The following is a 20,744-nucleotide window of genomic DNA, read 5'->3' on the forward strand; positions in this document are numbered from 1 at the left end:
TCAGCGCTGCGGCTCGAAGGACGATCTCTTCTTTACCGCCAGGGCGCCGCCGCCGCCGGATCTTGAAGACCTGCTCGGCGATCCGCCGCGCAGCGCTGATGAAACGGAAGCCTATCTCGCCGATCTCGCCGAGCGTCTTTATCGGTACTTCGAAACCGTGGCGCCGCTCTTCGTTCAACTGGCCACACATACGGCGTTCCATTCGGATCACTTGGCCGACGCGCATGGGCCGATGATGGAGTCCGGCTTGGTCGGCGCCCTCAGCACACGGCTTGGCGACCTCGCTGAAAAGGGTTTCATCCGCAAAGGAGACGGAAGCGCCATGGCCGGGCTTCTCATCTCGGTCGTGCACGGAGAGGCCTTGTCCGCCGCTCTGCTCAAGACGCCGCCAGATGAGAAACGCCGACGCGAAACGATCAGGCTTGTTTGGCGCGGTTTGAAACCGACCGACACGCCCGAATAGCATCACTCCACTTAAACACCGCGCGCAATCTCTCGGTCGGCTGGCCAGTGCGGATGCAGATCGTCGATGACATAGGCGTGGCTGTGGCGTGCCCCATCGGCGATGTGCGGATGGTCGGACGGAAGGTCATCATGGCTATGCGCGATTTCGATCGCGTCGTGACGCGGCCAAAGCAGCATACCGGCCGCCAGTCCGATGGCGCTGAGCGCGGCCAGCGCCAGAATCGCCGTCACGCTGCCATGGGCGGCCTGCAACCAGCCGGCCAGCGGATAGGTGATCAGGAAGCAGGCGTGCGACAGCGAAAACTGCGCCGCAAACAAGGCCGGGCGATCCTCTGCATGGCCCGAACGGCGCAGAAGCCGCCCGGACGGCGTGACAGCCGCCGAATAACCGACGCCCACAAGGAACCAGGCGGCCAGTAGCCAAGACCATCGCAGCCCGTAGACTGTACCTGCCACGCCGATCGCCGCCAGCGCCAGCGTCATGCTCGCTGCGCCGATAAGCATGACGCGCCGGTCGCTCCGTGTCTCCAGAAGGCGCGGCAGGCCGAGCGCGGCCACCATTGATCCCGCGCCGAAGGCGGCGAGCGTCAGCGCCAGCGCTTCATCGGTCAAGCCAAGGTCCTGACGCACCAGAACCACGGTGTTGACGATCACCATGGCGCCCGCAGCGGCGACCGAGAAGGACAGCGCGAGCAACGCCCTTAGTCTTGGCGTCGCCAGATAGATGCGGGTCCCACGGGTGATCCGCGTCCAGACATCGTGCTGCGTGTCCGGTTTCGGCCATGGCAAGGTGACTGACAGCACCAGCAGCGCGGAGGCGATAAAGCCGATCACCGTGCCGCCGAACAGAACCGGGAAACTCACCACCGTCAAGAGCGCCGCCGCCAGCATCGGCGACAACAGGCTTTCCAGATCATAGGCCAGCCGCGACAGCGACAGGGCCTTGGTGTAATCCTCCTCGTCCGGCAGCACGTCGGGAATGGTCGCCTGGAACGCGGGCGTGAACCCGGCCGACGCCGCCTGTAGCAGGAAGATCAGCAGATAGATTTGCCAAACCTCGGTCACAAACGGCAGCGCCGCGGCGACGCCGGCCCGGATCAGGTTGAGCGTAACGAGCAGAGTGCGCCGGGGAACCCGGTCGGCGAAGGCCTGCGCCACCGGCGACAGCGCGACATAAGCGACCATCTTGATTGCCAGCGCCGTCCCCAGCACCTGACCGGCATCGCCGCCCGCCAGTTCCCAGGCCAGCAGCCCCAGCGCCACCGTGGCAAGGCCGGTGCCGACCAACGCGACGACCTGCGCAGCGAACAGGTTGCGGTAGGTGCGGTTCGACAGGACACTGAGCATGGTGGCTAAAGCAGCTTGGCGAGCGCCTTCATCTCGGCGAGATCGGTCTGGCCGTCGGCGCCGAGGCAATGGTCGATATGATCATGAATGAGCGTGCGCTTGGCCGCCGTCACCGCCTTTTCCACGGCCTGGAGCTGCACCGCGATGTCGGCGCAGGCCCGGCCGTCCTCGATCATCTCGATAACATGTCGCAGATGACCGTCCGCGCGTTTCAGCCGCTTGACGATGCCGGGATGGGTTGCGTGCCGATGTGGTTCTGTCATAAAGACTAACTATCCCCCCTAGGGGGATAAGGCAACCTGAAGAGAAGGCAGCGTATGGGCGAGAAGCCGCGCCATCGCAGGACTTGGCATGCGGCGCGCAACCTCATCGCGCTGACGACTGCCTTTGCGCTGATCGTTGCGCCGCTCATCGTCATCTTGACCCATGGTCCCGCGGCTCATGCGGCCGCTCTCTCGATAACGACGGAAGTTTCTGCGCACGGCCACGACCATAGCCATGGCCACACCCATGACGATACCGAGCGCGGCGTCCACGGTGAGCCGTTTGGTGGACATAATCCGGCAGACCACGACCACTCGCTTCTGGCATTGATCTGCCAGCCGTCGAGTACGTCCGCACCGCTTCCAGACAAGAGCAGATGCGCCTTTAGCGACGTCCTGCGAAACCTCATGCCCGAGGGGCTGATGCGGCCGCCGAGATCCGTCTGAACAGAACCAAAATCGCGCCTGATCGGCGCATCATCAGACTGTTCAGACAAGGATCATCACATGACAATTCTACCGGCCGCGTCGCGCGGGCGGGGGCTCGGCGCGCGCGGCGCGACCATGCTCCTGCTCGCCGTCGCCCTTTCTCTCGCCTGGGTGGAGACGGCCTTCGCCCATGCCGTCACGCTTGGCGACAAAGGCTACATCCAGGAGGTGACGGGCGTTCACCTCATCCCGTTCCTCTATCTCGGCGCCAAACACATGGTGACCGGATACGATCACCTGCTGTTTCTCTTCGGCGTGATCTTCTTCCTATACGGGTTCAAGCAGATCGCGACTTACGTCTCGCTGTTCGCCATCGGCCATTCGACCACGATGCTGCTCGGCGTCGCGTTCGATTTCGGCATATCGAGCTACATCATCGACGCCATCATCGGCTTTTCCGTCGTCTACAAGGCGCTCGACAATCTCGGCGCCTTTCGGCTCTGGTTCGGCTTCCAGCCATCGACCAAGGCCGCAACGCTGATCTTCGGCTTCCTGCACGGCTTCGGGCTCGCGTCCAGGATCATCGACTACGACATCTCGCCGGACGGGCTCTGGCCGAACCTCATCGCCTTCAATGTCGGCGTCGAGGTCGGCCAGCTTCTCGCGCTCGCGGCCATCCTGGTCGTGATGCGCTATTGGCGCGCCACCGCTTCCTTCGCTCGGCAGGCCTACGCCGTGAACGTCCTCATGATGACCGCCGGGTTCGCCCTCATGGGCCTTCAGATCACCGGCTATTTTGCAGCCGCATGAGCGGCGGGAGATTCGACATATGACCAACCAAACTTTTGAAAACACAGACGCCGCCGGCCATATCCATGGCGTCAAAGCAACCCCTCGCGGGCTCATACGGGCGACCCTTGGCTCCATGGCCGCCGCCTTGGCGATCCTCGTGCTGTTCTGGCTGCCTGCCGAGTATGGCGTCGATCCGACCGGGCTCGGTCGGGTGATGGGGCTGACCCAGATGGGCGAGATCAAGCAGCAACTCTATGCCGAAGCCGCCGATGAAGACGCCGTTCTCGCGGCCCAGGCGGCCGCTGAACGGGTTTCTGCAGATCCTGCGCTTCTGGCTAGGCTTGACCGGATGGAAAGCCAGATTGCTGGCATTGCCGCGGTGATCGGCACCGAACCGCCGTCACTGGGAGCAGCGGTCGATCCAGCGCCGGTTCCGGCCGCTCCGGCGGAGATCGCTCCCGCACCCGCGGTCGTCGCTCCGGCACCGGAACCAGTATTGCCCCAATGGCGCGACGAGGTGAGCTACACATTGGCGCCGACTGAGGGAATCGAGGTCAAACTGGTGATGAGCGAAGGCGCACGCGCTGAGTTCGAGTGGACGGCCAACGGCGCGGTCCTCAACTTCGACACCCATGGCGACGGCGGCGGGCAAAGCGTCACTTACGAACAGGGACGCGGCGTGCCAGATCAGTCAGGGGAGCTTGTCGCCGCTTTCGATGGCAATCACGGCTGGTTCTGGCGCAACCGCACCGATGCGCCGGTGACCTTCACCTTGCGCACGCGCGGCGAATACGACCGCATGATCGCACCTTAGAATACGATGCCGCGCTAGCCGCCAATCAATCGGCTAGCGCGGCATCGTGACTGTCGTCTTCGGCAGTAACACGTTCATACGCGCCAGATCATCTGATTGCTTTGGCGTGACAGGGCGTATGACCTATACCGCTTGTGTTCTTCGCCAGAAGCGAGCCTGAAGAAGCAACGCGGCCGTCAGCACACCGATCGCATACCCCGCCAGAACCCCACTCGGGCCGAGGCCGAGGACAAAACCGACGGCATAAGCGAGCGGCAGCGCGACGACCCAGTAGACCGAGATGGTGATCGCGTTCGGGACGCGATTGTCGGTTTGCCCGCGCAAGGCGCCCAGGGCGATGGACTGGAGCCCGTCGGCGAACTGGATGAAGGCCATGGTCACAAACATGGGCACGGCCAGGGCAATGACTTCAAGGTCGGTGCTGAGCGCGCCAGCAATGTCATCGCGAAAGGCCAGAAGTGGTGCGAACACCATTGCCGCCCAGGCAAGAACGACGCCGTTTGCGGCCAGAAAGATCGATCGATAGCGGTTGACTTCTCGGGCTCCTACCGCCTGTCCCATGCGGATGGCGACGGCCGCCGTCATGCCCATCGGCACCATATACATGATCGCGCCGATGGAATGGACGACCTGGTTTGCGGCAAGTGCGACGGCGCCGAACAAGGCCATCATCAGCCCCGTGGCGGCATAGGCGCTGCCCTCGCCGAGACTGCCGAGAGAGACCGGCACGCCCTCCTTCACATGGCGGAGCATGTGCGCCCAGCGGAAACCGGCAGTCCGCCGATGAGCCGCCATGCCCGGCGCATAGCGCCAATGCCACGCCGCGATCAGAAGGGTTATGCTCTTGGCAGCGAGGCTCGCCAGACCTGCGCCCAACAGCCCGAGATCTGCAGCGTAGATGAGACCCCAGTTGAGCGGGATGTTCACAGCGACACCAGCAAGCCCGAACCAGACGGCGACCCAGGGCCGGTCGACGGCGTTGTAGAGACCGCGAAACACGCCAAAGAGCGCGTAGGGAACGGTCATCGCGGCCATAGCGCACCAATAGGGGAACAGCGCGTTCAACACCGCCTGCGATGACGTGAGCAGCGAGAAAGCCGGGAAGGCCAATACCATTACGCCGGCAACCGCCAGTGCTGCCAGCGTCGCCAACACCATCCCACTCGTCAGGTGCGCTGCAAGCGCACGCTGGTCCTTCGCGCCATGAGCCTGAGCCATGGCGACGGCGACAACCGACAACAGGCCGAACAGACCGGAATAGACGATGATCAGAGCACTCGTCGCAAGGCCGATCGCCGCCAGCGCATCGGTCCCGAGGGGGGCGATCATCAGCGTATCGACGACGCCCATCAGCGTCCCGGAAATCAGACCGACGATCACCGGGATGGCCAACCGCAGGAGCGGTGGAACTTCTGAGAAAATAGCGCGCAGACTGGGCTGCGAAGCGGCGACGGTTCTGGACACGCACAGGCTCCAATTTGAAATCCTGAGCCCAGATACATAGTGTTGCGTTGATGCTCACAAGTGAAGGAAATGCGCGTATAATGCGCATTGATGCAGCATGGAAAACTGGGACGAAATCCGAACGGCCGCTCAAGTGGCGCGGCTTGGCACTATCAGCGCCGCGGCGGAGGCGCTTGGCGTGCATCGGGCAACGGTCACTCGCCATATCGACGCCTTGGAGACCGCGCTCGGCGCAAAACTCTTCCAGCGCCATGCCCGCGGCTTTTCACCGACTGAGTTGGGCCGTGACCTGCTGCGCATCGCCGATGCGACCGACGCGCAATTCGGTGAGCTCTTTCGCCTGGCCAAGGGGAGCATCGGCGATCTGACGGGTGTCTTTACCGTCACCTGCGTCGATGTGCTGGTCCCGACGATCCTGCCGATCATCGAGGCGTTTCAGCGCGAACATGACGGCGTCCGCGTTCATCTGGTCAGCAGCGACCGGGTGCTGAAGCTGGAATACGGCGAGGCGGACATCGCCTTCCGCATCGGCCCCAAACCGGACCATCCCGACAATGTCGTCCTGCCGGTTCAGCGTTTGCCCGTCGGGTTTTATGGATCGAAAGCCGACGAGAGCCGGTTCGCCGGACCGGGGCGGCACGCGCCGTCCACGCCCTATTTCGAGTGGATGCATGAGACCATCCCGGCTGAGCAGGTCATCATCACCAGCGACAGCATCGCGGCGCTCTGGGCCACCGTGCGCGCTGGCAGCGCCGCGGGTTTCCTGCCCAGGACGATGGCCGAGAATGCGCGGCTGATTGAACTGGCGCCAGCGCAAGACGATTGGCACGAACAGGTCTGGGCGGTGACCCATGTGGACCTGCACCGGTCCGCCAAAGTGCAGGCCTTTGTGCAGACGATGAAACGCGTTACGCCCTGATGCTGCAATAATGCGCGTCCAATGCGCGATGGAATGCCTTATAAGCTAAATTGCAACATCTATCTTCCCCGCATCATCCATGCAGGGAGCTTGTCAGATGTCGAATACCAAGATTCACACCCGTCCAATCGCCGTCGCCGGCGCGACCGGCAAGCAGGGCGGCGCCGTCGCCCATCGCCTTCTCACACGCGGCCACAAGGTTCGCGCGCTGACTCGTAGCCCCGACAAGCCGGCTGCCCAAGCGCTTGCAGCGAAGGGCGCGGAGGTGGTGCGCGCCGATCTGGAAGACCGCATCTCTCTTGATCACGCGCTTGCGGGCGCCGGCGCGCTGTTCTCGGTTCAGGACTTTTTGGAAGCCGGTGTCGAAGCCGAACTGCATCAGGGCCTCAACCTGACAGAAGCCGCCGCTGCGTCCGGCATCGAACACATCGTCTATAGCGGCGCCTCCACGATGGATCGCAACACCGGCGTCCCGCATCTGGAGAGCAAATGGCAGGTCGAAACCCGTGTCCGCGCCCTCGATACGCCTTGGACCGTCTTTCGGCCCGCCGCCTTCATGGACAATTGGGAATGGGATCGACGGGCGATCCTGGAAAGCGGTGTCGTGCGCTATCCGATCCGGCCGGATACGCTCTACCGGCAGGTCGCTGTCGCCGACATCGCCGCCATGGCCGTTACGGCCTTCGAGCACCCGGAAATCTGGACCAGACAGATCATGCCGCTCGCCGGTGACGTCTCGACCATGGACGAGATCACCGCGACCCTGTCGCGCATCACCGGCCAGACGCTGCGTTACGAGCAGATGAGCTGGGAACAGTGCGTCGCCGAACAAGGAGAGGAACTCATGCTGATGTATCGCTATTTCGACACGTTCGGTATGGATGGGGGTCCTGCCTATATGCGCCGCTTCAATCCTGATGCCATGGATTTCGAGACCTATCTGAAACAGGCCGGTTGGGATGAAGACACCAAAGCCAAGACGGCGTGACTGGCGAGCGGCAACGGTCCCTTGATCACCACCGTAGCGGGAGGAAACAAGCCATGTTCGAAAGCGGAGAAGCTGTTGCCCGGGCCTTTTTCGACCGCTGGAACGCGGGCGATGCGGACGGCATCGGCGCTCTGTTCGCCGAGGATGCCGACTTCGTCAATGTCGTGGGCCTGTGGTGGCGCAGCCGCAAGGCCATTCGCAAGGCCCATGATTACGGCTTCCGGCGCATCTTCCAGAACGCCAGGGTCGAGATCATCGAACTGGCCGTGCGCCAACTCACGCCGGACATTCATATCGTCCACACCATCTCGACCCTTGATGGTCAGTCCGGCCTCGGGGGCTCGGAAGCGGGCCGCCGCGTGGCGGTCATCTCCATGGTCACGCGGCGGGGGTCGTCCGGGTTCGAAATCGTCAGTTGCCAGAACACCGACCGGGTTGAAGGCGCGGATACCCATGTAGTCGGTAACGGTGGCTTGCGACCTGCTAGTTATCGGTCATGACGAACCTGCCTTCAGGCCTTGGCTTTTGCTCAATACGGCATCGTAGAAGAATAGCGGGGCTTCGCGAACGGCGTCGAGCTTAGTCATGCTCTGAAGCATCTCTAGCGTAGGGCTATAGCGAAGGAATAGTTCGTATTATCGACTCGCGTGGCCCGCCAACCGCACATCGTAGCGCTGCAGGTAAATGCCGCGCCCATCACCGTCCTGGCCATGGGACACCCAGCTCACGACGAAACCGCCGTTGGCGAGACCCGTAATGGATGGTTCGTCGGGACGAGTCCTAGGGGTTGGTTGGGATGGAGCAACACCCGGTGTGGGTTCGCCGCCCCACGTTTTGGCATACACCTGAACTTCACCGCCGACCAAATCCGGCGCCGGCAGCAACATCGGGCTGTTCCTGTTCCGCGGCTTTCAGGGTCTTTTATGGGATAACCCACCCCTCCTGCCAGCGCCGAGTTATGGTGCCGATGTGTTTGAGAGGAAGGAGCAGATCGATGACCATTGTGCCCCTTGGGATTGACGATGGCCAGCGGCGGACATCTACGTCATCAGCCCCAGAAGAAAAGAGGCATTTGGACTGTGTCGTTTGAAACACCAGAAGAAGTTGCTTTGGATATGATTTGGCATCAACACGTCGCAGATTCAAGCAGCCTATGGAGACACAATATGGTAATTTCGTCAACAAATGTATCGTCTTCTGCCGCACTCGTTGGGCAAGGCGGTCTTGATCGAACAGCCTCTTCTGAACGGTCACTTCGGGTTCGTGTAGGTCAGTCTGAGCGACGGCCAGATGTTACCGCCAACAAATCTGCCAAAAAGATCCCGGGGTTCTTTGAAAAAACTGCCAGCCGTTTCCAAAGCTGGAAGGAAAGTCGTAATGAAGCAGCGCTTAAGAAAGCGGCCTACAAGGCGGGCATAAAAATCGCGTATGGTTTTTACGTCGATAATTTCAAATGGGTCCACCAAGGCCTTAAGCACTTGCACAACGCAGAACAAAAGTGTCCCAAAAACGGTGAACAAGTTTCAGCCAGAGTTAGGGCGGCTGTTGCCGCAGTTTACTCCAACGGGGAAATAAATTTGCAGAAGTTTGCCAGAGGTAAAGATGAACTAGTCAATCAGCATTCAGACCGATATACCCTATTTCATCGAATGCTAAAGGGATTGGCGAAAATCGGACTGGTGCCAAAGAGCTACGTCGATAAAAGAGAAGAGCGCATTGCCACTCTAGACAATAAAATCAAAGAATCGTTACTGTCAATTCAACGCAATTTTTTTAACAACCAAATATGTCATGAAAAAGATGATTCATATGATGCATATGTGGAATTGATTCACCTTGGCCATGAAGATGTCCCTTGGGAGCAGGCAGTCGAAAAGATTGCGGATAACGCAATTAGTAATAAAAACCCGTTTGACCTATACAGACTACATCTCTGTTACGCGCACGATAATTACCAATCTGAAAGGTTCAATAAAGAGCAATTACTTCAACAAGCTATAAACGGTGGATGTCTCGAGGCTGAGTATTACCTGGCATGTCGCAATCAAAAAGGAAAAATTGAAGATCACCGTGTAATTTTTCCTGAAGATCGCCCAACTATAGTCTCAGAACTTAAGAGACTTGCAGAAAAAGGTCATGTTGAAGCACAGTATAAATTGGCCTTAATATATGAAAATAGTGGATTAAATACTGAAGAAACTCGTGAAGGCATGAAGTTTCTTTATCAGCTTGCTGAATTTGGGCACTTGCCGTCGAAGAGGGAACTTATTCATGGTAAAAATGATGAAAAAATACCATTTTTTACATGGCTTAGATGGCAACACTTGCTCGATATAGCTAAAGGCTATAATGGGCGCTTGCCGTCGAATCAGGAACTTCTGTATGGTACAAACGATGAAGAAATACCACTTTTCTACAACGCTTGAATGGATTGATTGATCGTTACAGAATAGAAGCCGTACTAGCTGTTTATTTTGAGACAAACATCCGGGACTGGAAAGGGTACCAAGGACATTGGCCGTTTGACTTAGCGATTGCTTTTCAGAAGAAGATAAAGATTCGCGTTGCTTTGAAAGGTCTGCGGGGCGATGAAAGCATTTCCACTCTGTGTCGCCGTGAAGGCATTGCGGAAAGCCTTATTACAACTGGTCCAATGCGCGCCGCCCAAAAAGGGCGCCCCGGGGCGCCCTTTGCCGGTTTTTCCAGCCTGCGGCCTTTACTGCGGCAACTGATCGTCGACACCCTCGATGTAGAAGTTCATGCTCAGCAGCGATCCGTCATCGGCCACCTCGCCTGATTTCAGCCACTCGGAGCCGTCCTGCTTGGTGATCGGTCCGGTGAAGGGCTCGAATTCACCGCTGATGATCTTGGCTTCCGTTTCCATCGCCATCTGTTTGACGTCGTCGGGCATGTTTGTATACGGCGCCATGGTCAGGATGCCGTCGACAAGACCGTCCCATGTCGACTGGCTCTCCCATGTGCTGTCCATGACCGCCTGGGTTCGTTTGATGTAATACGGGCCCCAGCTGTCGATGATGGCGGTGAGCTGTGTTTCCGGTCCGGCCTCGATCATATCGAGGGCCTGACCGAACGCCTTGATGCCGCGCTCGGCTGCGATCTGCATCGGCGCGGTCGTGTCGGTGTGTTGCGTGAGAATATCGACACCCTGGTCAATCAATGCCTTGGCCGCATCCGCTTCCTTGCCGGCATCGGCCCAGGTGTTCACCCAGACCACCTTGATCTGGAAATCCGGATTGACCGATTGCGCACCCAGGAGGAAGGAATTGATGCCCATCACCACCTCGGGGATCGGGAAGGATGCGATATATCCGGCAACGCCGGCTTCAGACATCTTGCCGGCGATCTGCCCCTGGATGTAGCGGCCCTGATAGAAGCGCGAATTGTAGTTGGTCACATTCGGTGCCGTCTTGTAACCGGTCGCGTGCTCGAACTTCACATCGGGAAACCTCTCGGCGACATCGAGCGTCGGCTCCATGAAACCGAAGGACGTTGTGAAGATCAGGTTGCAGCCGGATCTCGCCAGGCGCTCGATCGCCCGCTCCGCGTCCGGTCCTTCGGAGACATTTTCCAGAAACACCGTCTCGACCTTGTCGCCGAAATGGTTCTGGACCTCCTGGCGGCCGATGTCGTGCGCCTCGCTCCAGCCGCCGTCATTTTTGGGGCCGACATAGACAAAGCAGACCTTCGTCGCGGCCTGCGCAGCCGAAGCCGCAAAACTGAATGCGGCGGCGGCTGCAAGAGCCAATAGCGTTTTTTTCATCATGTTCACCTCTTCTGTTGGGTTGTGTCTTGTTAGCGGTCCGGGACGAACGACCGGCCGAGCGAGGCCGGTGTGTTCATGAGCGTCAGGCGCCGGTTGCGTGAGATTATAACCAGCACGACAATCGTCGCCAGATAGGGCAGCGCCGAGAGGAACTGCGAGGGAATGCCGATGCCGAGCGCCTGGGCATGCAGCTGGCCGATGGTCACCGCGCCGAAAAGGTAGGCGCCGGCAAGCACCCGCAGCGGCCGCCAGCTTGCGAAGACCACCAGCGCCAGCGCAATCCATCCCCGCCCGGCGGACATGTTCTCAACCCATTGCGGCGTGTAGACAAGCGACAGCTGCGCTCCGGCAAGTCCGGCGCACAGGCCGCCGAACATGACGGCGCAGTAGCGGGTCTTTATGACCGAAATGCCGAGCGCGTGGGCCGAGCCGTGGCTGTCGCCGATGGCGCGCAGTTGCAGGCCGAGCCGTGTTCTGAACAGGAACCAGCTCACCCCGATCACGGCGACAATGGAAAGATAGAAGATGATGTCCTGCTCGAAGAGGAGCGGGCCGACCAGTGGAAGCTGATTGAGGAGCGGCACGCTGATCGGTTCAAGCTGAACGCCCGGCTCGCCCACATAGCCTTCGCCGATCATGCCGGAAAGGCCGAGTCCCAGGATTGTCAGCGCGAGACCCGTCGCGACCTGGTTCGTGACCAGCGTCAGCGTCAGGAACCCGAAAAGCAGGGAAAATGCGCAACCGGCAAACGCCCCCAGAACGGCGCCGAAATACGGGTTGCCGGTGACCTTTGCGGCCACGAAGGCAATGGCTGCGCCCATGACGATCATGCCTTCAACACCAAGATTGAGAACGCCCGACCGCTCCACGACGAGTTCGCCCATGGCGGCAAGAAGTAACGGCGTTGCCGCAGTCGTCACGGTGAGGAGAACAGCTTCGATCAATGTCATTTCGCGCCCTCTCCGGCCAGTTTGCCCTGCGCTGCCGTATGGAACTTGACCCGGTAGTGAATGAGCGTGTCGCAGGCGAGGACGAAAAACAGGAGCAGACCCTGGAAAACGCGGGCGATCTTGTCCGGCAGGCCGATGGAAATCTGCGCGGCCTCTCCGCCCAGATAGGTCAGCGCCAGGATGAGACCGGCGGCGAATATGCCGAGCGGGTTCAGACGGCCCAGAAACGCAACGATGATCGCCGTGAAACCATATCCCGGCGAGATGACCGGCTGCAGTTGTTCGATCGAGCCCGATACCTCGGAAATGCCCGCGAACCCGGCCAGGGCCCCGGAAAAGATAAAGGCGAAGAACACCATCCTGTTGGCGGAAAACCCGGCGAAGCGTCCTGCCCGTGCGGACTGGCCGAGGACCGAAACCTCAAAACCCTTGAGCATGTAGCGCATCATGAACCAGGTCAGCAGTGTGGCGATGACGGCAAAAACAATACCCAGATCGGCCCGTCCCGACGCCGGCAGGATTTCCGGAAGGATTGCATTCATGTGGAATTCGCGGCTTTCCGGAAAATTGAAACCCTCCGGATTGCGCCACGGACCGCGCACGATCCAGTCCAGGAAAAGCTGTGCGACGTAGACGAGCATAAGGCTCGACAGGATTTCATTGGTGTTGAACCGGGTTTTCAAAAGCGCCGGAATAGCCGCATAAAGCGCACCGCCGATCATGCCCATGATGAGCATGACGGGAAGCACCAGGAAGGAATCCCATTCGTGGAACATGATCGGCAGGACGGAGCCGAAGACGCCGCCGATGATGAACTGCCCTTCCGCGCCGATGTTCCAGTTGTTCGACCGGAAACAAACGGAAAGCCCGACGGCGATCAGGATCAGCGGCGCCGCCTTGATGGCGAGTTCATGCAGGGACCAGACCTCCGTCAGCGGCTCGATGAAGAAGCTGTAGAGCGCGTGCACGGGGTTCTTGCCCATCGCTGAAAATATGATCGCCCCGGCGATAACCGTGAGCGCCAGCGCGATAAACGGCGACAGGACCGAAAAAAGCGCGGAGTGAGACGGCCTGCGTTCAAGTTCAATGCGCATGGGCGGGCTCCAATCCGATTTCGGCGACCGGTGCGTCTTCTCCGTGAATGCCGCCCATCAGGAGACCGATGCGTTCCAGTGTCATCTGCGATGCGGGTTCGGCAGCCGACAGCCGTCCTTCGTTGATGACGGCGATGCTGGTGGCCACCTCGAATATCTCATCGAGATCCTGGCTGATGACGACGACGGCCGATCCGGCATCCGCCAGGTCGATCAAGGCCTGCCGGATTCTGCTCGCGGCCCCGGCATCGACGCCCCATGTCGGCTGATTGACGACGATCGCGACCGGTCTGCGGTCCAGCTCCCGCCCGACAATATATTTTTGCAGGTTACCGCCCGAGAGTGAGGATGCATCCGGATCCTCGCCCGACATGCGGACATCCATCTCCTCGATGATGCGCTCGGAGGCTTGCAGGACGGCATTGTGCCTGATGATTTTCAGCGGACCGCCGGTGAGAAACGTATCGGCATCCGATGTGTGCCGTGCAAGCACCATGTTTTCCGACAGCGTCATGGAAGACACCGCGGCATGTCCGTGGCGCTCTTCGGGAACGAAGCCGGCGCCAAGAAGCCGTCGCGCGGAAATTCCAAGACGGCCGGCGTCCGTTCCGCAAATGCGGATATCGCCCGGATTTTGCGCCAGTTCCTCTCCGGACAGGACATCGAAAAGCTCGCTTTGTCCGTTGCCGGCAACGCCTGCAATTCCGATGACCTCACCGCCGCGGACCGTCAGGTCGATGTCCTTCAGCGCGACGGCAAATGGCGTTCGCGCCGGCGCGTCCAGGTTTCGCGCCTCGATCAGTATGTTGTCCGAAACCTTGCCGCCGGTATTGGAAACCGTCTGCACTTCCGTGCCGACCATCATACGCGCCAGGGATGCGGGTGTTTCGGCACGCGGGTCGCAATCTCCGGTCAGTTTGCCGTGACGCAGGACCGTTGCCCGGTCGCACAGGCGCTGCACTTCCTCAAGCCGGTGGCTGATGTAAAGAACGGAACGGCCCTCGGAGCGGATTTTCTCCAGCGTTTCAAACAGCCTGTCGGCTTCCTGCGGCGTCAGAACCGAAGTCGGCTCGTCGAGAATAATGAGTTCGGGGTTCTGCAGAAGCGTGCGGACGATCTCGATGCGCTGACGCTCGCCAACAGACAGATCAGCCACATGGGCGTTGGGGTCGAGCGGCAGCCCGTATTCGCGCGACAGCACGGCCGCCTGTTCCGAAATGTTCTCGATCGAAACATCGCTGTCCATGGACAGCGCGATGTTCTCGGCAACCGTCAATGCCTCGAAGAGAGAAAAATGCTGAAACACCATGCCGATCCCGAGGCCACGCGCCTGTCCGGGGCTTGAGATACGCACCGGGCTGCCTTTCCAGACAATCTGACCCGACGTCGGCTCGAGCGAGCCGAACAGCATTTTCACGAGCGTGGATTTTCCGGCACCGTTCTCGCCGAGAAGGGCGTGGATTTCGCTGGACCTGATCTCCAGGTCAATTCCGTCATTTGCCCGAAGCTCGCCAAATATCCTGGTCAAGCCACGCACTTCCAGCAGGCAGTGATCCTGCTCAGCTTCGCCATCAGCCAAAATGTCCTCCCCCGCATTGCGCGGTTCCAGCCCGACTTGATCCTAGGCGCAGTGGCCGCGAAGCAAAAAGATCGAACGCCGAGAAAGAGCTTCAAAATTTTGACACATAATTGCAGCCGGCCCGGCGGCTGTCATCCCCGGGCTTTTTCCTTGCCGAATTCATCCACATCCAAATTGCTGCGGTGCAAAACAGATAGGCAGTCCGCATATCTGTTGGGCTGCGTCACATGGTCCGCTGCACAGTCTTCATTCAACCATTCGCGGGATGTAATACTGTCCGGTAACACATGCATTGACCGGGTTGGATCAAATGAGTGGTTTCCATGACATCGCCATTGTCGGGGGCGGACTTGCCGGACTGACCGCGGCACTCGCCGCCGCCTCGCGCGGCCATACAACATCGCTGATCGCGCCGACCGCCGGGCAGGTCGACGGGCGGACAACGGCACTCATGATGCCGTCCATCGACATGCTTGCCGATCTTGGGGTGTGGCCGAAGGTCATCGATACCGCGGCGCCGCTGCGCAGCATGCGGATCATCGACAGCACGCGGCGGCTGATCAGGGCGCCGACCGTCACCTTTCATGCCAGCGAACTGGACATCGACGCCTTCGGCTACAATATTCCCAACGCCCCCCTGCTGGATGCCTTGCGCGACCGCGCGACCGCGCATTCCGGGATAACACTCCACAATGCGGCGCTCGAAAACGCTCGGGAGACGGCCGAAGGCGTCGAACTGGTGCTCGAAAACGGTGAGATCGTGTCTTGCCTGATGGCGATCGGCGCCGACGGACGCAACTCCAGGATAAGGTCCGCGGCAGGCATCGGCGTGCATGACTGGCGCTATCCCCAGGCCGCGCTGGTGCTGAATTTTTCCCACCAGTTCCCGCATGAGAACACGTCGAACGAGTTCCATACCGAACAGGGCCCCTTCACGCAGGTTCCCCTGCCCGGCCTCAATTCAAGTCTCGTATGGGCGCTTGATCCCTCGGATGCCGATGCGATGCGCGCGCTTCAACCTGAACGCCTCGCCGGGAAAATAGAAACGCGGATGCAGTCGATGCTGGGGCGCGTGAGCGTTGAGAGCGATGTTCAGTGTTTTGCGTTCAGCGGAATGATTGCACGTGGTTTCGGTCGTGGACGTATGGCGCTTGTCGGAGAAGCCGGACATGTCTTTCCCCCAATCGGCGCTCAGGGTCTGAACCTCGGTCTGCGTGATGTTGTGGACCTGGTGTCCGCCCTGGACCGGGCGGGCGGGCCGCAAAATGCCTCAGACGCCGTGCGGCGCTATGACCGTTCGCGCCGTAGCGATGTGGTGTCCCGTACCGCCAGCGTCGATATGCTCAACCGCAGCCTGCTTTATTCATTCCTTCCATTCCAGCTTATGCGCTCGACCGGTCTTGCAGCCCTTGCAGCCATTCCGCCGCTGCGGAACTTTGCGATGCGTGAAGGCATGAAACCGGGCAGCGGTTTCGGCATGCTCAGGGAGTGGCGGCCGGAAAGATATCGGCGGGAAGCAGGCCGGTCGTGATCGCGTAAAGCAGCGCGGTCACGCTGAAAACCGATAATGAGGTGGTGACCAGTATGGTCGCCGATGCCCGCTCGACCCATTCTCCATATTGCTGCGCCAGCACGAAAACATTGGTGGCCGTCGGCAGCGAGGCAAGAAGAACGGCGGTGAATATCCAGACCGTGTCGAAATCTCCGACAAGACCCATCGCCAGATAGACGAGCAAAGGGTGCAGGATCAGTTTGGCCGGAACGATATAGGTCAGTTCGACGGGTACGCGCTTGAGCGGGCGCAAAGCGAGCGTCACGCCCATTGCAAAGAGCGCGCAGGGCGCAGCCGCCTGAGACAGATAATCGATCAGCCGCGCGGGCGCTGCGGGAACCGTGACGTCCAGCCAGGCGACGAGAATGCCGGCGGCGGTCGCCAGGATGAAGGGGTGCAGCAGGATGCGGCGCGCAATCAGCGGCACCAGTGACGGCCAGGGCCGCTTTTCGCTGCCGGAGATCGCCATCATGCACGGCGCGATGGCAAAGTGCATGATGTTCTCGAAGCAGAAGATCAGGGCGACGGGAATGGCGGCCTTTTCGCCAAAGGCGAGGATTGCGAGGCTCGGGCCCATATATCCGATATTGCCGTAGGCGGCTGCCAGCCCCTGGATTGTCGCCGTTGCTATGGTTGCCCGGGCGACGGCAATCGCCAGCGCAAAAATCACGGCAAAGATGGAATAGGTCGACAGCAGGCTGGCGAAAATGAAATCCATTCGCGCCAGTTCCTCAACCGGCGTTCGTGACAACAGTTTGAAAAACAGGGCCGGCAAAGCAAGATAAATGACAAATATGTTAAGCCAGCCGAGGGCTTCCGCCGGCTGATGAACCAGCCGCGCGGTCAGGTATCCAAGGAAGATAAGCCCGAAAAGGGGCAGGATAAGCGCTGCGATTTCTGACATCGGCCGTTCTTGGGATTGCCATACAGCTTGTATTCAAAAATCCTTGGTAATCAAGCAGCTAAAGTGCCCGAACGGTGGCTGGGCTCCGGCCGTTGCTCGCGCCTGCTAACAAATTGTTACTGAATTGGGAGGAAAGTCATTGAAATTGCAGGGGCCTTGCCCCTAATAGTGTCCGCAGGAGACATAAAAATATGTTCAAATCGCGCACGGCCAAGTTTCAGATCGGACAGACGGTCAAACACCGCGTTTACCCGTTTCGCGGCGTTATCTTCGACGTAGACCCGGTCTTCAACAACACCGAGGAATGGTATGAGTCCATTCCCGAAGACGTTCGGCCGCACAAGGAACAGCCCTTTTACCATCTCTTTGCGGAAAACGAGGATACCGACTATATCGCCTATGTATCCGAACAGAACCTCCTGCCCGACGACAGCGGGCAGCCGGTGCAGCATCCTCAAATCGCGGAAATATTCGACGGGCCGGACGATGGTCTATATCGGCTGCGCGGTCCGGTGGGCCATTGAAGGCGGCAGGTAAAACGCATCCCTGATCCTTGTCGTTGACATAAATAAAAAGGCGCGGTGTTGAGCCGCGCCTTTTTGGATCAGTTGGCTTCCTTGGCCTTTTGCTGGGCCTCTTCCAGCTTCTGCCTTGCCGCCTGTGCTTTGCGCTGCATCTCCTCCTGCAGCAGGCGCTGCCTTTCCTGCAGTTCGGATTGGGCGACGGGCTCGCCGTCAAAGGCGTCCGTGAATCCCTTGAGCGAGACCTTGATCGGGTTCGGGGCACGCTGAAAATTGACGGATGTGAACACCACCTCTCCGCCGCGCTTGAAAGAGTCGACAATTGCATCCGTCAGCGGAACCTGGGCGACGCATTTGTCCGGCATGCACACGGAATAGGGAATGCGCTGTGCGTTGCCGCCATCAATCTGCATGTTGACGCCGGGCGGAATGGTGCGGGCCGAGGGCACGGAAACCTGCAAAAGCTTGTTGTTGGTCTTTCCTTCAACAAGAATAAGGCCGACGGCGGTCAGAAGCTGACCGGTTGGCGCCGCGGTGATGTTCTGCACGACGCAGACATCATTGTCTTCCTGTTTCGTGCAGACTTTGAACCATCCCGGCTGCGGTGCCTGCGCGCTAGCGGCGCCAGCCATCGCAAAGATCGCGGCCCCGGCCACTGCGGTCGCCAGCACGGTCCTTGTGACTATTGCGGTCATGAAGGTCATTCGTCTCATTTCTCCTGGGCTTCGAAAACTTGTTTCGACGAGTGCGTTCCCTTTGGTTCGGGCGGCACGCGCTGTGAAACCGTATCGCAGCATTTCCCGCCGAATTCCGCCTTGCCAATCGCGCACTCCGTGTACCCGAATTACGGCCATTGCAAGGCTTGAGAACCAAACTTCCCAGTTCTGTAAGCGCAAACCGGCCCGGTGTCACCCTGTTAGCCTGTTCAAAGGTTTATTTGCCCGGATTTTATAGAAAAAGCCGCAATTGGGCTGTTATTCCTTATACCCGAGAATCAGATGAGCGGGCTGTTGCCCGAAGGAATCGCGAAATGATCGTCTTACGTCCCGCCCTCCACGTCCTTTGCGCCGCGATGATTGCCTGGTCTTTTGCATCACCTGCCACGGCAGACGGTCCAAAACATGCGATTGCCTCGTATGGCGAACCGCAACTGCCGGCCGATTTTGAGCATTTCCCTTACGCCAATCCGGAAGCGCCCAAGGGCGGAAGCATATCCTATGGCGTGGTCGGAACTTTCGACAATCTCAACCCGTTCATCCTGAAAAGCATGCGCACGACAGCGCGCGGCATGTGGGACCCGGAATTCGGACATCTGACATATGAAAGCCTGATGGTGCGCTCGCGGGACGAACCGTTCACGCTTTACGGTCTTCTTGCAGAGAGCATCGAGTTCGACGACGACAGGACGTTTATCCAGTTCAATCTCAATCCGCAGGCCCGATGGTCGGACGGCGAACCGGTCACAGCGGATGATGTCATTTTCACCTTCGAACTCCTGGAGGAAAAAGGTCGTCCTCCCTTCTCCAACCGCCTGAACAACGTTGAAAAAATGGAAAGGACCGGGCCGCTGTCCGTTCGCTTTTGGCTGAAGGAAGACGCCGGCCGCGAATTTCCACTCATTCTCGCAATAAGTCCGATCCTTGCCGCGCACGCGACCGATGCGGAGACGTTTGACCGCACGACATTCGAACCGCCCGTCACATCGGGTCCCTATCGCATCAAGTCGATAAAACCCGGCGAGAAAATCACCTTTGAACGGCGTGAGGATTATTGGGCCCGTGATCTGCCCGTCAAACGCGGTCTCGACAATTATGACGAGATTTCCGTGGAGTATTTCCTGTCCGAAAGCGCCCGGTTCGAGGCCTTCAAGAAGGGCGTTTACGACGTCAATCCGGAAGGCAGCCCGGTGAGTTGGGAGCGATCCTACAATTTTCCCGCCGTCGAACGGGGCGAAATCGTCAAGACAATTTTTGAGAACAAGCTCCCGGCGGGCATGTACGGCTTCGTTTTCAATACCCGACGGGAGAAGTTTCGGGATAAGACCGTTCGCAGAGCGCTGGCCATGCTTTTTGATTTCGAGTGGGTCAACCGCAACCTCTTCAACAATGCCTATAGGCGCACCGAGAGCTATTTTCAGCATTCGGATCTTTCGTCGATCGGAAGGCCGGCGAGCGATCTTGAACGCGCATTGCTCGCCCCCTTTCCCGATGCGGTCGATGATGCCGTGATGGACGGCACCTATCATGCGACACGTACGGACGGCAGCGGCCGCGACCGCACCGTGCAAAGGGAGGCGCTGCGGCTCCTGAACGAGGCAGGCTACCGCATTGAGCAGGGAAAACTGCTCGACATGTCAGGCCGGCCGCTGACTTTTGAAGTCATGACGCAGAATGAGGGCCAGGAGAAAATCGCCCTCGCCTACCAGCGCAACCTGGCCGCGCTCGGTATCGATCTGAAGGTCCATACAGTTGACGATGCGCAGTACCAGCGGCGCAGTCAGAATTATGATTACGACATGATCGTCAAAGCCTATCCCGCCTCCTTGTCTCCGGGAACCGAGCAGATGTGGCGCTGGGGCAGCAAGTCGCGCGACATGGAAGGAACGTTCAATTATGCCGGCGCGGCCGAGCCGGCAATCGATGCCATGATCGAGGCCCTGCTTGCGGCACGTTCCGAGGAGGAATTCACTGCGTCGGTACGCGCTTTCGACCGGGTTCTGATTTCAGGGTATTATGTTGTGCCGCTTTACTATCTGCCCGGCCAGCGCGTTGCCTATCGGGAAAAGCTTGAACACCCGTCCGTAACGCCCATCTACGGTTATGTCCTGCCGACCTGGTGGGACAAAAACGCGGGCCAACAGGGCTCAACCGAATGAAAAG

Annotated in this window: 21 protein-coding genes; 12 read left to right on the forward strand and 9 right to left on the reverse strand. The window is 59.5% G+C overall.

Annotated features, from left to right (window positions below):
• Nucleotides 1-463 (forward strand): hypothetical protein (locus AC5E6N_RS10405; protein ID WP_491747752.1); only part of this gene is annotated, 463 nt, incomplete at its 5' end.
• Nucleotides 464-474: 11 nt separating this feature from the next.
• Here AC5E6N_RS10405 and AC5E6N_RS10410 read toward each other — a convergent pair.
• Together AC5E6N_RS10410 and AC5E6N_RS10415 are read right to left on the reverse strand one after the other, a co-directional pair.
• Nucleotides 475-1,812 carry an MFS transporter gene (locus tag AC5E6N_RS10410; RefSeq protein WP_491747753.1) on the reverse strand — a complete coding sequence of 446 codons (1,338 nt, stop codon included), beginning with the start codon at nucleotides 1,810-1,812 and terminating at the stop codon, nucleotides 475-477.
• Between the two features lie 5 nt (nucleotides 1,813-1,817).
• On the reverse strand, nucleotides 1,818-2,075 hold the full coding sequence (locus tag AC5E6N_RS10415) for a metal-sensing transcriptional repressor (RefSeq protein ID WP_491747754.1): 258 nt from the start codon (nucleotides 2,073-2,075) through the stop codon (nucleotides 1,818-1,820).
• A gap of 54 nt (nucleotides 2,076-2,129) precedes the next feature.
• On the opposite strand from AC5E6N_RS10415, the gene AC5E6N_RS10420 reads away from it, so the two are divergent.
• From AC5E6N_RS10420 to AC5E6N_RS10430, 3 genes are read left to right on the forward strand one after another with little or no spacing between them, the layout of a single operon-like run.
• Nucleotides 2,130-2,522 carry a hypothetical protein gene (locus AC5E6N_RS10420; RefSeq protein WP_491747755.1) on the forward strand — a complete coding sequence of 131 codons (393 nt, stop codon included), beginning with the start codon at nucleotides 2,130-2,132 and terminating at the stop codon, nucleotides 2,520-2,522.
• A gap of 60 nt (nucleotides 2,523-2,582) precedes the next feature.
• A complete protein-coding gene (locus tag AC5E6N_RS10425) occupies nucleotides 2,583-3,314 on the forward strand; it encodes a HupE/UreJ family protein (RefSeq protein ID WP_491747756.1) in 732 nt (243 codons plus the stop codon).
• Between the two features lie 19 nt (nucleotides 3,315-3,333).
• Nucleotides 3,334-4,110: a hypothetical protein gene (locus AC5E6N_RS10430; RefSeq protein WP_491747757.1), complete on the forward strand. Its 777-nt coding sequence runs from the start codon at nucleotides 3,334-3,336 to the stop codon at nucleotides 4,108-4,110.
• Nucleotides 4,111-4,233: 123 nt separating this feature from the next.
• Here AC5E6N_RS10430 and AC5E6N_RS10435 read toward each other — a convergent pair whose 3' ends face one another.
• Nucleotides 4,234-5,574 carry an MATE family efflux transporter gene (locus AC5E6N_RS10435; protein WP_491747758.1) on the reverse strand — a complete coding sequence of 447 codons (1,341 nt, stop codon included), beginning with the start codon at nucleotides 5,572-5,574 and terminating at the stop codon, nucleotides 4,234-4,236.
• 97 nt (nucleotides 5,575-5,671) lie between these two features.
• Here AC5E6N_RS10435 and AC5E6N_RS10440 point away from each other — a divergent pair, with 97 nt between their 5' ends.
• From AC5E6N_RS10440 to AC5E6N_RS10460, 5 genes are all read left to right on the forward strand, one after another.
• Nucleotides 5,672-6,493: a LysR family transcriptional regulator gene (locus AC5E6N_RS10440; protein WP_491747759.1), complete on the forward strand. Its 822-nt coding sequence runs from the start codon at nucleotides 5,672-5,674 to the stop codon at nucleotides 6,491-6,493.
• Nucleotides 6,494-6,590: 97 nt separating this feature from the next.
• On the forward strand, nucleotides 6,591-7,481 hold the full coding sequence (locus AC5E6N_RS10445; protein ID WP_491747760.1) for an NmrA/HSCARG family protein: 891 nt from the start codon (nucleotides 6,591-6,593) through the stop codon (nucleotides 7,479-7,481).
• Between the two features lie 53 nt (nucleotides 7,482-7,534).
• The gene (locus AC5E6N_RS10450; protein WP_491747761.1) at nucleotides 7,535-7,981 is read left to right on the forward strand and encodes an SgcJ/EcaC family oxidoreductase; all 447 of its coding nucleotides are present in this window, start codon (nucleotides 7,535-7,537) and stop codon (nucleotides 7,979-7,981) included.
• Nucleotides 7,982-8,503: 522 nt separating this feature from the next.
• Entirely contained in the window at nucleotides 8,504-9,907 is a 1,404-nt protein-coding gene (locus AC5E6N_RS10455; protein WP_491747762.1) for an SEL1-like repeat protein, read from the forward strand.
• Between the two features lie 5 nt (nucleotides 9,908-9,912).
• Nucleotides 9,913-10,278: a hypothetical protein gene (locus AC5E6N_RS10460; protein ID WP_491747780.1), complete on the forward strand. Its 366-nt coding sequence runs from the start codon at nucleotides 9,913-9,915 to the stop codon at nucleotides 10,276-10,278.
• Here AC5E6N_RS10460 and AC5E6N_RS10465 read toward each other — a convergent pair.
• From AC5E6N_RS10465 to AC5E6N_RS10480, 4 genes are read right to left on the reverse strand one after another with little or no spacing between them, the layout of a single operon-like run.
• The gene (locus AC5E6N_RS10465) at nucleotides 10,198-11,262 is read right to left on the reverse strand and encodes a BMP family ABC transporter substrate-binding protein (RefSeq protein WP_491747777.1); all 1,065 of its coding nucleotides are present in this window, start codon (nucleotides 11,260-11,262) and stop codon (nucleotides 10,198-10,200) included. The genes AC5E6N_RS10460 and AC5E6N_RS10465 overlap by 81 nt on opposite strands.
• Nucleotides 11,263-11,294: 32 nt before the next feature.
• Nucleotides 11,295-12,215 carry an ABC transporter permease gene (locus tag AC5E6N_RS10470; protein ID WP_491747763.1) on the reverse strand — a complete coding sequence of 307 codons (921 nt, stop codon included), beginning with the start codon at nucleotides 12,213-12,215 and terminating at the stop codon, nucleotides 11,295-11,297.
• The gene (locus AC5E6N_RS10475) at nucleotides 12,212-13,309 is read right to left on the reverse strand and encodes an ABC transporter permease (RefSeq protein WP_491747764.1); all 1,098 of its coding nucleotides are present in this window, start codon (nucleotides 13,307-13,309) and stop codon (nucleotides 12,212-12,214) included. The genes AC5E6N_RS10470 and AC5E6N_RS10475 overlap by 4 nt, the downstream gene beginning before the upstream one ends.
• The gene (locus tag AC5E6N_RS10480) at nucleotides 13,299-14,888 is read right to left on the reverse strand and encodes an ABC transporter ATP-binding protein (protein ID WP_491747765.1); all 1,590 of its coding nucleotides are present in this window, start codon (nucleotides 14,886-14,888) and stop codon (nucleotides 13,299-13,301) included. Before AC5E6N_RS10480 ends, AC5E6N_RS10475 begins: the two co-directional genes overlap by 11 nt.
• Nucleotides 14,889-15,198: 310 nt before the next feature.
• Between AC5E6N_RS10480 and AC5E6N_RS10485 the strand changes: the two genes are divergently transcribed.
• Complete coding sequence (locus AC5E6N_RS10485) at nucleotides 15,199-16,419, forward strand: UbiH/UbiF family hydroxylase (RefSeq protein ID WP_491747766.1); 1,221 nt, start codon at nucleotides 15,199-15,201, stop codon at nucleotides 16,417-16,419.
• Here AC5E6N_RS10485 and AC5E6N_RS10490 read toward each other — a convergent pair.
• Nucleotides 16,370-17,344 (reverse strand): AEC family transporter, encoded by a 975-nt coding sequence (locus tag AC5E6N_RS10490; protein ID WP_491747767.1) that lies wholly within the window; start codon nucleotides 17,342-17,344, stop codon nucleotides 16,370-16,372. The two genes, AC5E6N_RS10485 and AC5E6N_RS10490, sit on opposite strands and share 50 nt — an antisense overlap.
• A gap of 191 nt (nucleotides 17,345-17,535) precedes the next feature.
• Between AC5E6N_RS10490 and hspQ the strand changes: the two genes are divergently transcribed.
• Nucleotides 17,536-17,868 (forward strand): heat shock protein HspQ, encoded by a 333-nt coding sequence (gene hspQ, locus AC5E6N_RS10495; RefSeq protein WP_491747768.1) that lies wholly within the window; start codon nucleotides 17,536-17,538, stop codon nucleotides 17,866-17,868.
• 80 nt (nucleotides 17,869-17,948) lie between these two features.
• Here the strand turns inward: hspQ and AC5E6N_RS10500 are convergent, their stop codons facing one another.
• Entirely contained in the window at nucleotides 17,949-18,569 is a 621-nt protein-coding gene (locus AC5E6N_RS10500; RefSeq protein ID WP_491691536.1) for an invasion associated locus B family protein, read from the reverse strand.
• A gap of 368 nt (nucleotides 18,570-18,937) precedes the next feature.
• Here AC5E6N_RS10500 and AC5E6N_RS10505 point away from each other — a divergent pair, with 368 nt between their 5' ends.
• Nucleotides 18,938-20,740 carry an extracellular solute-binding protein gene (locus tag AC5E6N_RS10505; protein WP_491747778.1) on the forward strand — a complete coding sequence of 601 codons (1,803 nt, stop codon included), beginning with the start codon at nucleotides 18,938-18,940 and terminating at the stop codon, nucleotides 20,738-20,740.
• The last annotated feature ends 4 nt before the right edge of the window (nucleotides 20,741-20,744 follow it).

This window comes from Hoeflea sp., assembly GCF_984452065.1.